General features: G+C 68.0%; 15 protein-coding genes and 1 pseudogene. 10 read left to right on the plus strand and 6 right to left on the minus strand.

Going from position 1 to position 13,281, the window contains the following annotated elements; all coding sequences use genetic code 11:
- Together GXW71_RS26840 and GXW71_RS26845 are read left to right on the plus strand one after the other, a co-directional pair.
- Positions 1-700, plus strand: a 700-nt coding sequence (locus GXW71_RS26840) for an adenylate/guanylate cyclase domain-containing protein (protein WP_211855781.1), incomplete at its 5' end; no start/stop codon positions are given.
- A 109-nt stretch (positions 701-809) separates the two neighbouring features.
- Positions 810-1,151 carry a Rid family hydrolase gene (locus GXW71_RS26845; protein ID WP_211855782.1) on the plus strand — a complete coding sequence of 114 codons (342 nt, stop codon included), beginning with the start codon at positions 810-812 and terminating at the stop codon, positions 1,149-1,151.
- A 63-nt stretch (positions 1,152-1,214) separates the two neighbouring features.
- Here the strand turns inward: GXW71_RS26845 and GXW71_RS26850 are convergent, their stop codons facing one another.
- The 5 genes from GXW71_RS26850 to GXW71_RS26870 all read right to left on the minus strand — a co-directional run bounded on the left by GXW71_RS26850 (position 1,215) and on the right by GXW71_RS26870 (position 6,891).
- Positions 1,215-2,552, minus strand: coding sequence for an LLM class flavin-dependent oxidoreductase (locus GXW71_RS26850; protein WP_246526920.1), 1,338 nt, complete (start codon positions 2,550-2,552; stop codon positions 1,215-1,217).
- 40 nt (positions 2,553-2,592) lie between these two features.
- Positions 2,593-4,185 (minus strand): ABC transporter substrate-binding protein, encoded by a 1,593-nt coding sequence (locus GXW71_RS26855; protein ID WP_211855784.1) that lies wholly within the window; start codon positions 4,183-4,185, stop codon positions 2,593-2,595.
- A 23-nt stretch (positions 4,186-4,208) separates the two neighbouring features.
- The gene (locus GXW71_RS26860) at positions 4,209-5,582 is read right to left on the minus strand and encodes an LLM class flavin-dependent oxidoreductase (RefSeq protein ID WP_211855785.1); all 1,374 of its coding nucleotides are present in this window, start codon (positions 5,580-5,582) and stop codon (positions 4,209-4,211) included.
- Positions 5,583-5,858: 276 nt separating this feature from the next.
- Positions 5,859-6,467: a FecR domain-containing protein gene (locus tag GXW71_RS26865; RefSeq protein WP_211855786.1), complete on the minus strand. Its 609-nt coding sequence runs from the start codon at positions 6,465-6,467 to the stop codon at positions 5,859-5,861.
- A 166-nt stretch (positions 6,468-6,633) separates the two neighbouring features.
- Entirely contained in the window at positions 6,634-6,891 is a 258-nt protein-coding gene (locus GXW71_RS26870) for a hypothetical protein (RefSeq protein ID WP_211855787.1), read from the minus strand.
- Positions 6,892-7,276: 385 nt separating this feature from the next.
- Between GXW71_RS26870 and ku the strand changes: the two genes are divergently transcribed.
- The 6 genes and pseudogenes from ku to GXW71_RS26900 all read left to right on the plus strand — a co-directional run bounded on the left by ku (position 7,277) and on the right by GXW71_RS26900 (position 11,373).
- The gene (ku, locus tag GXW71_RS26875; RefSeq protein ID WP_211855788.1) at positions 7,277-8,086 is read left to right on the plus strand and encodes a non-homologous end joining protein Ku; all 810 of its coding nucleotides are present in this window, start codon (positions 7,277-7,279) and stop codon (positions 8,084-8,086) included.
- A gap of 45 nt (positions 8,087-8,131) precedes the next feature.
- Positions 8,132-8,447 (plus strand): annotated as a pseudogene (gene nadA, locus GXW71_RS26880) (quinolinate synthase NadA); the annotation flags it as partial.
- 28 nt (positions 8,448-8,475) lie between these two features.
- A complete protein-coding gene (locus GXW71_RS34995; RefSeq protein ID WP_246526921.1) occupies positions 8,476-8,658 on the plus strand; it encodes a hypothetical protein in 183 nt (60 codons plus the stop codon).
- 132 nt (positions 8,659-8,790) lie between these two features.
- The gene (locus tag GXW71_RS26890; RefSeq protein ID WP_211855789.1) at positions 8,791-10,221 is read left to right on the plus strand and encodes a cytochrome ubiquinol oxidase subunit I; all 1,431 of its coding nucleotides are present in this window, start codon (positions 8,791-8,793) and stop codon (positions 10,219-10,221) included.
- A gap of 4 nt (positions 10,222-10,225) precedes the next feature.
- Entirely contained in the window at positions 10,226-11,230 is a 1,005-nt protein-coding gene (cydB, locus tag GXW71_RS26895; protein ID WP_211855790.1) for a cytochrome d ubiquinol oxidase subunit II, read from the plus strand.
- A complete protein-coding gene (locus GXW71_RS26900) occupies positions 11,227-11,373 on the plus strand; it encodes a DUF2474 domain-containing protein (protein ID WP_246526922.1) in 147 nt (48 codons plus the stop codon). Before cydB ends, GXW71_RS26900 begins: the two co-directional genes overlap by 4 nt.
- 25 nt (positions 11,374-11,398) lie before the next feature.
- Here the strand turns inward: GXW71_RS26900 and GXW71_RS26905 are convergent, their stop codons facing one another.
- Positions 11,399-12,151, minus strand: coding sequence for a GntR family transcriptional regulator (locus GXW71_RS26905; protein WP_211855791.1), 753 nt, complete (start codon positions 12,149-12,151; stop codon positions 11,399-11,401).
- Between the two features lie 101 nt (positions 12,152-12,252).
- Here GXW71_RS26905 and GXW71_RS26910 point away from each other — a divergent pair, with 101 nt between their 5' ends.
- Together GXW71_RS26910 and GXW71_RS26915 are read left to right on the plus strand one after the other, a co-directional pair.
- Positions 12,253-12,801 (plus strand): hypothetical protein, encoded by a 549-nt coding sequence (locus GXW71_RS26910; protein WP_211855792.1) that lies wholly within the window; start codon positions 12,253-12,255, stop codon positions 12,799-12,801.
- Positions 12,802-12,846: 45 nt separating this feature from the next.
- Positions 12,847-13,263, plus strand: a complete 417-nt coding sequence (locus GXW71_RS26915) for a GFA family protein (protein WP_211855793.1) — start codon at positions 12,847-12,849, stop codon at positions 13,261-13,263.
- The last annotated feature ends 18 nt before the right edge of the window (positions 13,264-13,281 follow it).

Here is a 13,281-nt window from a genome sequence, read left to right on the forward strand (position 1 = left end):
GGCGACGGCGCGGCGCCTGGCGCGCGAGCGCGCGCGGTTGCTGGCGCGCTTCAGCCACCGCCTGCCGACCGGCGTCGCGGACCGGCTGCTGGCGCTGCCGGAGGCCGAGCGGCTGCGGCCGGAGCTCTGTCAGGTCGCGGTGGTGATGACCGACCTCGCCGGCTTCTCCGGCATGGTGCGCGCCGGCGACCCGGCGGCGGTGGTGGCGCAGCTCAACCTCTACCTCGCCGGCATCGAGGCCGCGGTGCTGGCGATGGGCGGCACGCTGGAGCGACTGATCGGCGACAGCGTGCTGGCGGTCTTCGGCGCACCGGTCGCACAATCGGACAGCCCGGCCCGGGCACTGGCCGCCGCCCGCGCCATCGACCGCTTCGCCGAGGCCTTCCGGCAGCGTCCGGAAGCGGTCGCGCTCGGCTGGGGCGAGACCCGGATCGGGGTCAGCGCCGGCGAAGTGCTGGCGGGCGAGGTCGGCGGCTCCCGCCTCACCTGGTCGGTCTGCGGCGATGCCGCCAATGTCGCGGCGCGGCTGCAGGAGCTCGGCAAGGCGCTCGGCTGCCGAGCGCTGGTGAGCGGGATCGAGGACCCGTCGCTGCCGCCACCCATCGGCCGCTTCGCGCTGCGCGGATTGCCCGGCGAGACGGAGGTGCGGCCGCTCGGCGATCTCGCCGCCCGCAACAGTGATGCGGGTATGGCCCGGTAGCGTCTGTCGCTGCCGAGCGCGGCAAACAGCGCGAAGGTGGCCTTGCTCGTCTGGTCAGGCGCGCTGCTTTCGATGAAGCTGCAGCGCAGGAGCAGGAAGGAGACACGTCTTGACCAAGCGCATCCCCGGTGCCGTGGCCACCCGCAGCCGCGCCGTCATCAGCAACGGCATCGTGACGACAGTGGCGACCTCACCCAACAAGTCCGATTCCATGTACGAGCAGGTCCAGGGCGCGCTGGCCGCCATCGACAAGAATCTCGCCGATGCGGGGAGCAGCAAGGCCAATATCCTCACGGCGATCTGCTACTGCGCCGACATGGCGCGCAAGCCCGAGCTCAACAAGGCCTGGGACGAATGGGTGGACACCGCGAACATCCCGATGCGGGCGGTGCTCGGGGTGCAGTTGGAGAACAAGGATCTCATCGAGATCATCGCCACCGCGACGATCTGATCCGTCGCTGACCGGAGCATGATCGCTTCAGCTCGAAGCGATCATGCTCCGGTCGGCTTCGCTTCAGGCGTAGCGGCTGGCGGGCACGCGCAGGCCGAGATTCTCGCGCAGCGTCCTGCCCTCATAGGCGGTGCGGAAGATGCCGCGGCGCTGCAGCTCGGGGATGACCTGTTCGCTGAAGGCCTGGAAAGGGCCAGGGTAGTAGCTGCAGATCACGTTGAAGCCGTCGGCCGCATCCTGGTCCAGCCATGTCTCCAGCTCGCTCGCGATGTAGTCCACCGTGCCGACCAGCACGCGATGGCCCTGCGCGGCCGAGACGGAGCGCGCAACTTCGCGCAACGTCATGTTGTGCTTGCGCGCCATGTCCATGATCAGTTGCTGACGGGACTTGGCGGAATTCGCCTCCGGCAGGTCGGGCATCGGCCCGTCCAGCGGATAGCTGAAGATGTCGATGCCGCGCGTGAACCGCGCGAGCGCGGACAGCGCCACGTCGTCCGGCAGCAGGGCCTGGAGCGCCTCGTACTTCTCCCGCGCCTCGGCCTCGGTGCGGCCGATGATCGGGGTGATGCCGGGCATGATCTTGATATCGTCGGGCATCCGGCCGAAGCGGTGGGTGCGGCCCTTCACATCCGCATAGAATGCGCGCGCGGCCTCGATCTCGGTCTGCGCGGTGAAGACCACATCCGCGGTCCGCGCCGCGAGCTCCCTGCCCGGCTCCGAGGATCCGGCCTGCGCCACGACGGGCCGGCCCTGCGGCGAACGGGCGACGTTGAGCGGCCCACGTACCTGGAAGTGCTTTCCCCGGTGGTTCAGGAAATGCATCTTTTCCGCATCGAACCAGACGCCGCTTGCCTTGTCGTGCAGGAAGGCACCGTCGTCCCAACTGTCCCACAGCCCGGTCACGACCTCGTGGAACTCGATCGCCCGCTCATAGCGCAGCGCGTGTTCCACATGCTCGTCGCGATTGAAGTTCCCCGCCTCGTCCTCGATCTGGGAGGTGACGAGGTTCCAGCCGGCGCGCCCGTTGCTGATATGGTCGATCGTCGCGAAGCGGCGGGCGATGTTGTAGGGCTCGTTGTAGGTCGTGGTCGCCGTCGCGATCAGCCCGATATGGCTGGTGCCGACCGCGAGTGCGGCCAAGGTCGCGGTCGGCTCCAGCTTGACGATGCGGCTGAGCCGCGTGCGCGTCATGTCGCCGGCGGCCAGCGCGTCGCTGCCGCCGACCGCGGCCGTGTCCTGGAAGAAGATGGTGTCGTAGCAGGCGCGCTCGGCCATCTGCGCGAGGCGCATGTACCAGCCGAAATCCATGTCGGTCTCGGGCACCGCGTCCGGATGGCGCCATCCGGCAAGATGATTGCCTGGCACGCTCAGGAAGGCGCCGAGTTTCATCTGCTTCTTCATGCTGCGCATCGCCGGGCCGGAGGGTGGGAAGGACGGGGCATCATTGTGGCGCGCGGCGGATGCCCGTCGCCATGGTGTACTGGTCGCCGCGCGGCACCAAGGTGAGGCCGCGGGTCATGCCCCAGGCCGATTGGACGAAGAAGACCGGGACGATCGCCGCCTCGTCCATGGCGCGCCGCACCGCACCCAGCGTCGCCGCATCGCGCCGCCGATCGTCGAGCTCGGTCTCCGCGGTCGCGAGAAGCGCATCCAGCGCCGCATCCGAATAGCGCCCGCGATTGGAGGCACCGTGGCCGAGCGCCGGATTCCAGCTCCGGAGGAGGGAGTTCATCCCCTCCGTGGCAACGCCGGTGGTCGTGGCGAACATCGAGAGGGAGACGGAGAATTCCGGCACCCGGTCCGGCCCGCCGAAGGCCGCCCGGCGGAAGAAGACCGCGGTCGGGAGCGCCTCCACCTGGGTGCGGATGCCGACCGCGGCCAGCATCTGGCCGATCGCCTGGCAGGTGCGGGCATCGCCGGCGAAGCGGTTGCTGGTGCAATGGATCGTCAGATTGAAGCCCTGCGGATAGCCGGCCTCGGCCAGCAGGGCCCGGGCGCGGGCGGGATCATACGCTGGCAGCGGCCGGTCCGGATCATGCCCGATGAAGCCCGGCGGCGCGATCTGGCCCGAAGGCTCGGCGCCGCCTTCCATGGCCCGTTCGGCGAGCGCCACCCGGTTCAGCGCGAGAGACAGCGCCTGGCGCACTCGCCGGTCGCGCAGGGGGTTGGGAACCAGCGGCTGGCCATCCGCCCCGGTGACGAAGGGCGACGGATCCCGGTGGCTGTCGATGAACATGTAGTTGTTGAAGGCCGAGGTGGCAGTGACCAGGCGGCTGCGCGCATCGGCGCGGATGCGGGCATAAAGGGCGGGCGGCACCGCATCGATCACCTCGACATCGCCGGCCAGCAGCGCCGCCACCCGCGCGCTGTCATTGGGGATGAAGCGGTAGATGACCCGCTGCCAAGGCTCGGCCGGCGCCCAGTGATGCGGCGCGCGCTCCAGCACCACATCGCTGCCCTGATTGAACCGCGCCCAGCGATAAGGGCCGGTGCCGATCGCAGCGCGGCCGCCGTTGAAATCCTCCTCCCCCGCATCGGCCGCGGCATTCGCCGAGACGATCATGAGCGAGGTGAGATAGGCGGTGATCATCGGCGTCGGCGAGGCGGTGCGGATCAGCAGCGTCCGCGCATCCACCGTCTCCACGCCGGTGATGGCACGCAGCGCCGGGCCATAGGTGCGCAAGCCCGTCGCCGCCTGCGCCCGACGGAGTGAGAAAGCGATGTCCGCGATGGTCAGCAGCGTGCCGTCATGGAAGCGCACGCCATCGCGCAGCCGGAACTCCCAGGTGTTGTCATCGACCAGACGCCAGGATTCGGCGAGACCGGGGATCGGGCGCAGGGTCTCATCCTGGAAGATGAGCGATTCATAGACCTGCATCTGCACATTGCGATTCGGGCTGTAGCTCTGGTGCGGGTCGGATCCGTCCACCGCGGCCTTCATGCCGATGCGCAGCGTCTGCGCCGCGGTCGGCGCGGCGAGCATGGCCAGCACGAGCATCGTCAGCAGGGCCACACAGCCCGGACGGCACGGCATCGCAGTGCTTCGGCCCGCCCTGCTCATTGCGCCGCGCTGCCGAGCGCCTGGGCGATCGCCGCACGCTTCACGCCGGCGCGGCGATGCTCGGGCCAGGCGATACCGAGATTGCCGCGCAGCGTCCGGCTCTCGTAGCCGGTGCGATACAGGCCGCGCCGCTGCAGCTCCGGCACCACCATCTCCACCACATCCTCAAGCCCGCCCGGCAACCAGGGCGGCAGGATGTTGAAGCCGTCGGCCGCGCCGTTCAAAAACCATTCCTCCATCGCGTCGGCGATGTCGACAGGCGTGCCGATCACCAGCCGGTGGCCGTTGCCCCCGGCGACCGCGAGGTAGAGCTGGCGGATCGACAGCCCCCCGCGGCGCGCAATGTCGAGGAAGATCTGCGCGCGGCTGTGCATGCGGCGATTGGTGGGCTCCGGCACCGGCCCCTCCAGCGGAAAGCCCGAGAGATCGCCGAGGTAGTTGGAGAGTGCACCGAGGCCGACGACCGGCTGCACCAACTCCTGCAGCACAGCGTATTTGTCCTCTGCCTCCTGCCGGGTGCGGCCGGGCACGGCCATGATGCCGGGCATGATCTTGAGCGCCTCCGGTGCCCGCCCGTAGCGCGCCATCCGACCCTTCACCGAGGCGTAGTAGGCCTGCGCGTCCTCGAGCCGCTGGGCGGCAGCGTAGACCACATCGGCCGTCGCGGCAGCGAGCTCCCGCCCCTGCTCGCTGGCGCCTGCCTGCACGATCACCGGCGCGCCCTGCGGCGTGCGCGCCACGTTCAGCGGCCCGCGCACCTGGAAATGCGGGCCGTGGTGATCGAGGACATGGAGCTTGCCGGGATCGTAGTTGAGGCCGCTCGCCTTGTCGCGAACGAAGGCGTCGTCCTCCCAGCTTTCCCATAGGCCGCGGACGACTTCGACGAATTCGGCGGCGCGATCGTAGCGGGCGTCGTAGCCCGGCGCCTTGTCGCGGTTGAAGTTCCGCGCCTCCATGTCGGTGACGCTGGTGACGACGTTCCAGCCGGCCCGCCCATCGCTGATATGGTCGAGCGACGCAAACTTCCGCGCCACGTGATAGGGCTCGTTGTAGGTGGTCGAGGCGGTGGCGACGAGGCCGATGCGCTCCGTCACCATCGCGAGTGCGGAGAGCAGGGTCAGCGGCTCGAACTGCACGTTCTTGGAGGTGTGGCAGAGCGCGCCGGGCGGCTCGTCATGGAAGCGGATGCCGACGCCGTCGGCGAGGAAGGCCATATCGAACAGACCGCGCTCGGCGGCCTGGGTGACGCGCACGAAGTGCTGCAGCTCCATGTTGCCGCCGGCGGGGGCATCCGGATGGCGCCAGGCGGCAAGGTGATAGCCGAGCCCGATCATGGATACGCCCAGCCGGATCTGACGATGCGACGCCATCTGCCGCACTCCTCCGATGAGTAGCGGCGGAGTGCAAGCAATCCACATGCCAACGAAGAGCCAGCGCCACGCGGCCGCCCCCTCCTGCGCCGAGGCTTCGGAGGGCGAGGACCACACGGCCGAAGGCCGTCATCAGAAAGGCCGGGCTGCGCGGCGTCAGCCGATGCAGACCGAGGCCGCGAATGCGGCCCGCGCGCGACCATCAGTCGCGTCCGGCACACACCCGACAGCGCGGAAGCCAAGCTGGCGCATGCCAGCGCCGGCGCATGAGGCAAGCTACACGAGCGCGAGCACCCGCCGGATCCTGGGCTGCCCCCAGCGCCGCACCGGGTCGGGCGGCGCGCCGGGCGCCGGGATGTCGACGCCGAAGCCCTCCGTGATTTGCACGCTCTGACCGGCCGCGTCCACGAGGACCCGGCCGCGCGCGACGAAGACGACGAAGCGGTCATCCAGCGGCCCGGCGAAGAAACGCGTGCCGCGCACGCCGATGCGCGCCCAGGGCAGCGTCACCTCGATCGGTGCGCTGCCCGCCTGGGGCGGGCGGTCCAGCAGCACCGGGCCGTCGAAGACGCGGAGCGCGATGCCGGCGCGCGGGCCGCGCAGCGTCAGGGCATCGACGCGCAGGCTGGCGCGCTCGCCCAGGCGGATCTCGAGCCCGCCTTCAAGCTGGCAGTGCAGGCGCGCGCCGGCGCCGGTGGTCAGCAGATCCTCCAGCAACAGGGGGGCCGCCGGTGCGAGCAGGCGCGGCGGATCGGTCGCGAAGCGCGCCATGGCCTCGCCGGTGACCGCCGCCACCTCACCCACCCGGGCGCGCTCGGCCAGGCCGCGGCGCAGCGGCGCCGCAAGCGCGATGCATGACATGACGGCACGACGGTAGAGGGGCACGACGCATCCTCTCAAACCTCGCCGCGCGATGATCTTGGGCATCCGCGGTGAGGATCGCCACTTCGGGCGACCGCCGCAGGATATATCGTGATGAGACTCCGTCCCGATGTGCCTTACGTCTCTCGATCGGGAATCCGGCCGCGCAGCCCGCCAGGTCGTGGCCGGATCAGGGCGTGGTGGCGCAGGGCGGCAGCGGCCAGCCCAGGGCGACCGCCAGTTCTCCCTCGTCGAAGATCACCTCGCCGGACAAGGAATGCAGCTCGACGGCCGAGATGGCCGACGCACCGATGATCTCGCGGGCGCGATCGAGCGCTGCCCCGGGCGTCGGGAAGCCCTCGATGCGGAAGCGCGGGGTCGCCGGGGGGCGATCACCGAACGGCGGGGCGGTACTGCGCAGGCATTCGACATAGGCCAGTCTGTACATCCGGGCTCCTCTCGTGGGGGGACGAAGGCGCGGCGTCAGCGAGGCGGAAACGAGGTGTGGCTCTTCTTTCGGCCTCAGGCCGCAGGCCTCTCTGCGGCTTTCACCCGGGTATCGCAGGACCGGGCGGCAGCGATGCCGGAGGTCCTGGACGGCATGCAAAGGCACGAAGACGGGCCATGGTCTGGGCAGGCCGTCGGCTTCGCTGCGGCGTCGTAACGGCCGCGGTAGCCATTGTCAACTGGTTGTCAACTGGATGGTTGAAGGTAACGCTGTGGCATGCCGGTTGCCGCCTGGCAAGGGGGTCGTGATGGGGCATTCCGGCAGCCGCGGCGGTGAACGTTTCGCCCGCCCGCGCGTTGGCATGCCGTGCCGAGGAGTGCGCATCATGGCCCTGCGACCCTTCTGGAAGGGGTACCTCAAGCTCTCGCTGGTGACCTGCCCGGTGGCGATGATGCCCGCCGTCACGGACAGCGAGAAAGTCCGGTTCCACACCCTGAACCGGGCGACCGGCCACCGCGTCGTCAGCCAGTATGTCGATGAGGGCAGCGGCAAGCCGGTCGCGGATGAGGACGAGGTGCGCGGCTACCGGCGCGGCGAGGATGACTATGTCACCTTGGAGGATGATGAGCTCGCCTCGGTGGCACTCGAGAGCGCGCGGACCATCGACATCGAGAGCTTCGTCCCGGCCGATGGCATCGGCTGGGTCTGGTACGACAGGCCGCACTACCTGGTGCCCGACGACCCCGTCGGCGAGGAAGCCTTCTGCGTCATCCGCGACGCCATGGCGGCGACCGGCACGGCCGGCATCTCCCGCCTCGTGCTCTACCGGCGGGAGCGCGCGGTGATGCTGCAGCCGCGGGATCGCGGCATCGTGCTGTGGACACTGCGCTACGGCGACGAGGTGCGGGATGCGGATGCCTATTTCCGCGACATCGACGACAGCAAGCCCGACACCAAGCTGCGGCAGATGATGGCGACGCTGGTCAAGGAACGGACGACGGACTGGGACCCGGCGATGGTGAACGACCCGGTCCAGGAGCGGCTGCTGGAGATCATCGCATCGAAGAAGAAGGGTCGGCGACGGCCGGCGCGGGCGAAGCCGGAGGCGGAGCCGCCGAGCAACGTCGTCAGCATCATGGACGCGCTGCGCAAGAGCCTGTCCGCGGAGGGCAAGGGCGGGCGAAAGGGGCGATAGCTTCGCGTGACGCGCCGCAATGCGGCATGCGATAAGGCCCGCGATGCCGATTCAGAATGCCCGCCGGATGTGGTGGCCGCCGCCGACCTGTCGGGTTCCACCGCCGAGGTGGCGACCTACATCGACCGCCACGCGCCGACGTGGGTGGTGCTGCTGACCGAATGCTCGATGAGCGACAACCTGGCGCTCCAGTATCCGGCGCTCGACTTCGTGCGCCCCTGCAATCTCTGCTCGCACATGAAGCGCATCAGTCTGGGCAATATCCGCCAGGCGCTCGAGCAGATGCGGCACGCGGTCGAGGTCGATCCCGCACTTAAGCTTGCGGGCTCGCGCTGCCGTCGAAAGGATGCTCGCGCTATGATGCCGCTTCCCCGCCCCTGCCGCGGCTGATGCTCGAACCGCTGGTGCGCAACGCGCTGCTGGAGGATCTCGGCCGCGCCGGCGACGTGACGACGGATGCGATCGTGCCGGCGACCGCGCCCGCGATCGCCGCCACCGGCGTGGACTTCATCTCCGCCGGCTGGCTGACCCACAGCGTCGCGGCGCTGGATATCGGCCTGGACGACATGTGACCGCACCTCTCGTGCCGGCGCGCCTCCGCGCTAGCGTTCGGTATGACGTTCTGTCCACTATCCGTGCCAGGGCAGCGCCGCTACGCCACGTCCAGCGGATGGCGCTGCGCGCGGGACGGAGGAGCGGGACCCATGTTCGGATTGACGGCGCTGGAGCTCGCGCGGATCCAGTTCGGCTTCACCGTCTCCTTCCACATCATCTTCCCCGCGATCACCATCGGGCTCGCGAGCTACCTCGCGGTGCTCGAGGGGCTGTGGCTGTGGAAGAAGGATGCGGTCTATCGGGACCTCTATCACTTCTGGTCCAAGATCTTCGCGGTGAACTTCGCGATGGGCGTCGTCTCCGGCCTCGTCATGGCCTACCAGTTCGGGACGAACTGGAGCTACTTCTCGGACTTCGCCGGGGCAGTGACCGGGCCGCTGCTGGCCTATGAGGTGCTGACCGCCTTCTTCCTGGAAGCGGGCTTCCTCGGCGTCATGCTCTTCGGCTGGCGCAAGGTCGGGCCCGGCCTGCATTTCTTCGCGACCATCATGGTCGCCCTCGGCACCCTGATCTCCGCCACCTGGATCCTCGCGTCCAATAGCTGGATGCAGACGCCACAGGGGCATGCGATCATCGACGGCCGCGTCGTGCCGGTCGACTGGCTGAAGGTCATCTTCAACCCGTCCTTCCCCTATCGCCTCGCGCATATGACGGTCGCGGCCTATCTCGCGACCGCGCTCTTCGTCGGCGCCTCCGGCGCCTGGCATCTGCTGAAGCGGCACGACACGCCGGCGGTGCGGCGGATGCTCTCGATGGCGATGTGGATGCTGCTGCTGGTGGCGCCGCTGCAGATCGCGATCGGCGATGCGCATGGCCTCAACACGCTCGCCTACCAGCCGGCCAAGATCGCCGCCATCGAAGGCCATTGGCGCAACGTGCCGGGCGCGGGCGTGCCGCTGATCCTGTTCGGCTGGCCCGACATGGCCGCCGAGGTGACGCGCTACGCAATCGAGATACCCCGTCTCGGCAGCCTGATCCTGACCCGCAGCCTGGACGGGCAGTTCCCGGGGCTCAGCGAATTCCCGCCCGGCGACCGCCCGAATGCGACGGTCGTGTTCTGGAGCTTCCGCGTCATGGTCGGCCTCGGCTTCCTGATGCTGCTGCTCGGGTTCTGGGCGGCCTGGGCGCGCTGGCGCAGGCGCCTCTATCTCTCGCGGCCCCTGCTCCGCTTCGCGGTGCTGATGGGGCCGTCCGGCGTGATCGCCATCCTCGCCGGATGGTACACGACGGAGATCGGCCGCCAGCCCTGGGTGGTCTATGGCGTCATGCGCACCGAACACGCGGTCTCCAACCATTCGGCGCTGGCGCTCTCGACCACCCTCGTCCTCTTCGTCGTGATGTACCTGATCGTGTTCGGCACCGGGGTCAGCTACATGCTGAAGCTGGTCGCCAAGGGCCCGCAGATCCATCACGAGCCGGAGGAGGAGGCGAAGCCGACCGGCACCGGCCGCCCGGCGCGACCGATGTCCGCCGCCCCCGACCAGGTGGATCCGGCGCCATCCGCGCCGAGGAGGGGCTGACGCCATGGGCATCGATCTTCCCCTCATCTGGGCCGTCATCATCGGCTTCGGCCTGATGATGTATGTGGTCATGGACGGCTTCGACCTCGGCATCGGCATCCTCTTCCCCTTCGTCCGGGGGCGGGAGGAGCGCGACACCATGGTCAACACCGTGGCCCCCGTCTGGGACGGCAACGAGACCTGGCTGGTGCTTGGCGGCGCCGGGCTCTACGCCGCCTTCCCGCTCGCCTATGCCGTGGTGCTGAGCGCGCTCTACCTGCCGCTGGTGCTGATGCTGGCCGGGCTGATCTGGCGCGGCGTCGCCTTCGAGTTCCGCTTCAAGGCGGACGAGGCGCACCGGCCCTTCTGGGACAAGGCCTTCGCCTGGGGATCCTATATCGCGACCTTCTCCCAGGGCGTGGCGCTCGGCGCCTTCATCGAGGGCTTCCCGGTCGAGGGCCGCGCCTATGCCGGCGGCATGCTCGACTGGCTGAGCCCCTTCAGCCTCTTCACCGGGGTCGGGCTGCTCGCCGCCTATGCCCTGCTCGGCAGCACCTGGCTGATCATGAAGACGGAGGGCGAGTTGCAGCGGCGCATGACGGCACTGGCAAAGCCGGTGATGCTGGCGCTGCTCGCGGCGATCGCGGTGGTCAGCCTCTGGACGCCGCTCGCGCATCCCGCCGTCGCCGCGCGCTGGTTCTCCCTGCCCAACCTCTTCTTCTTCAGCCCGGTGCCGGTGCTGGTGCTGCTGGCGAGCTGGCTGCTGTTCCGCGCGCTCGACCACGGGCTGCATGCCGCGCCCTTCGCGCTGGCGCTGCTGCTGCTCTTCCTCGGCTATACCGGCCTCGCCATCAGCCTCTGGCCCAACATCATCCCGGGGATCTCGATCTGGGATGCGGCGGGCCCGCCGCAGGCGCTGGGGTTCACCCTGGTCGGCGCACTCGTCATCATCCCGGTCATCCTCGCCTACACGGCGTGGTCCTATTACGTCTTCCGCGGCAAGGTCCGGCCGGGGGAAGGCTACCATTGACGGTCCCCGAAGCACTGAAGCCGCGCCGCCTGCGGCAGCTCGGCTGGCTGGTCGCGATCTGGGCCGCGAGCGTCGTGGCGCTGGCAATCGTGGCGCTGCTCTTCCGCGCCATCATGGGCATGGCGGGGCTGACCCTTGGATGAGCCGGGCGGGTGGCCTTGTGATGCTCTAAGCGAGGGCTTGAAGATTGACTTCCTGCAGCCTGGAGCCCGCAAGCAAAGCCTCAAGCACCTGCTTCTTGAGGGAGAGGCACTGCGAACGGGCGAGTTTGACGATACCGGACACTTCGCCCACCTCGCAGGCACGCACCAGTTCCTTTTGCTGAGCAATGATCAGCGGTGTGAAATCGCGCGATTTGAATCCGAGATGCAGCGCTCTCTCCGACTGGTCGAGCACCTGACCCAGGAGCTGCGACAGCCGGAAATTTCCGGGAAGCTCCGCGAGGGCAAGACGGAAGGCACGATCTGCCGCGAGGAATGCAACCTGGCTGCGGAGGGTCTCCGGCTTCAGCGCTTTCTTCGCGGCCTGCCTGACATCATCGAGCCCCCGCTCCGTGATACTTGATGCAGCCACCCTGAACACCTCGGGCTCGACCAGGCCGCGGACATCGAAGATCTCGTTGACGTCCCGCAGAGTAAGCGGCGCGATGACATAGCCACGACGTGGCTCGCTCTTGACGAGCCCCTCCTGCATCAGGCGGGCCAAGGCAGCACGGATCGTCGCCTTCTTGATCTGGTACCGGTCGCCGATCTGCTTCTCGGTCAGAGCTTCGCCGGGGCGCAGGACGCAGGCGACGACATCGTTCCTCAGCTGCGCGTAAGCCTGCTCGCTGCGGAGCAGGTCGGCGGTCGACAGCACCGCCGCTCCGCCAGCGGACGGGACCGATTTCGATGATCCGGCTGTGAACTTCGGGCGAGTCATGGTGCTTCCGTTTGAGACCATCGGTTGACGCTGGCATCAGCATTTGGTTATCTGAGCATCTCAGATGCCTTTGGTGATCATCTCAGATGAGGTAGCTGACAATGCCTCTTCCTGCCGCCTCGCCCCTCTATGCCGTGACCAGCGACATCGTCAACGCCGCCCAGGCTGCCGATCCGCTCGAGCGCATAAGAACGGTGTTGCACGAGCATACGGATCGCTTCCACGCGCTCGGTGCGCTTGTCCATGAAGAAGATGAAGACGAAGTTCTTCTGCATGCGAGCCCCAATCTGACGATCTATCACATTACGCTATCGCCAGGTCTGCAGTATCCGCCCCACGACCATCTCATGGATGCGCTGATCGGCATCTATAAGGGCAGCGAGACCAACTTCATTTATCCTGTCTCCAGCGGCAAGATCGATGTTCCGGAAAGGCAGGACTTCACTGCGCCTTCCGTGGTGCACTTGCCCCCGCACACCGTACATTCGGTCGCGAATACGGGCAGCCTGCGCTCAGGCGCGTTGCACGTGTATCTGGGCGATCTCCCACGGACCAGGCGGCACTTGTGGAACCAGCAAAGCCATCAAGCCGAGCCCTTCGACAACGATCGCTATCTGGCCGGTGCACGACCAATTCCGAAATCGGCCTGATCCCTTGCTGTGCCGATGAAGGAATCTGCCAGCGGGAGAATGACAATGGCCAAGCCCTACACTGGCGGATGTGCGTGCGGCGCGATCCGTTATGAAACGAGCAGCGAACCCATCGTCGAGAACCATTGCCAATGCCGCGATTGCCAGAAGCGAAGTGGCACGGGGCACGGATCCTATCTGACCTTCCCCCAGCGAGCCGGAGCGACAATTGCGGGCGAAGCCAAGAACTGGCGGGTAGCAGGCGACAGCGGGAACGAAAAGATCCACGCCTTCTGCCCGACCTGTGGAACGCCGGTCTATGTGACATTCGTCGCAATGCCAGAACTGATAGCGATCCACGCGACCAGCCTGGACGACCCAAGCCGGTTCAATCCGCAGATGGTCACATACGGTATCCGTGGCCAGGCGTGGGACACGATTGATTCCTCGTTGCAGAAATTCGATCGGATGCCGCCCGGATGAATTCCGCTGAGAGCAATG

The organism is Plastoroseomonas hellenica (genome assembly GCF_018129085.1).
GTDB classification, from domain to species: domain Bacteria; phylum Pseudomonadota; class Alphaproteobacteria; order Acetobacterales; family Acetobacteraceae; genus Plastoroseomonas; species Plastoroseomonas hellenica.

Excerpts from the sequence above, each read along its gene's own strand:
- GXW71_RS26905 (WP_211855791.1), bottom strand. The coding sequence starts at position 12,151 with ATGACTCGCCCGAAGTTCACAGCCGGATCATCGAAATCGGTCCCGTCC.
- GXW71_RS26870 (WP_211855787.1), bottom strand. The coding sequence starts at position 6,891 with ATGTACAGACTGGCCTATGTCGAATGCCTGCGCAGTACCGCCCCGCCG.
- GXW71_RS34995 (WP_246526921.1), top strand. The coding sequence starts at position 8,476 with ATGCTCGAACCGCTGGTGCGCAACGCGCTGCTGGAGGATCTCGGCCGC.
- GXW71_RS26910 (WP_211855792.1), top strand. The coding sequence starts at position 12,253 with ATGCCTCTTCCTGCCGCCTCGCCCCTCTATGCCGTGACCAGCGACATC.
- GXW71_RS26850 (WP_246526920.1), bottom strand. The coding sequence starts at position 2,552 with ATGAAGAAGCAGATGAAACTCGGCGCCTTCCTGAGCGTGCCAGGCAAT.
- GXW71_RS26915 (WP_211855793.1), top strand. The coding sequence starts at position 12,847 with ATGGCCAAGCCCTACACTGGCGGATGTGCGTGCGGCGCGATCCGTTAT.
- cydB (WP_211855790.1), top strand. The coding sequence starts at position 10,226 with ATGGGCATCGATCTTCCCCTCATCTGGGCCGTCATCATCGGCTTCGGC.
- GXW71_RS26890 (WP_211855789.1), top strand. The coding sequence starts at position 8,791 with ATGTTCGGATTGACGGCGCTGGAGCTCGCGCGGATCCAGTTCGGCTTC.
- GXW71_RS26855 (WP_211855784.1), bottom strand. The coding sequence starts at position 4,185 with ATGCCGTGCCGTCCGGGCTGTGTGGCCCTGCTGACGATGCTCGTGCTG.
- ku (WP_211855788.1), top strand. The coding sequence starts at position 7,277 with ATGGCCCTGCGACCCTTCTGGAAGGGGTACCTCAAGCTCTCGCTGGTG.
- GXW71_RS26860 (WP_211855785.1), bottom strand. The coding sequence starts at position 5,582 with ATGGCGTCGCATCGTCAGATCCGGCTGGGCGTATCCATGATCGGGCTC.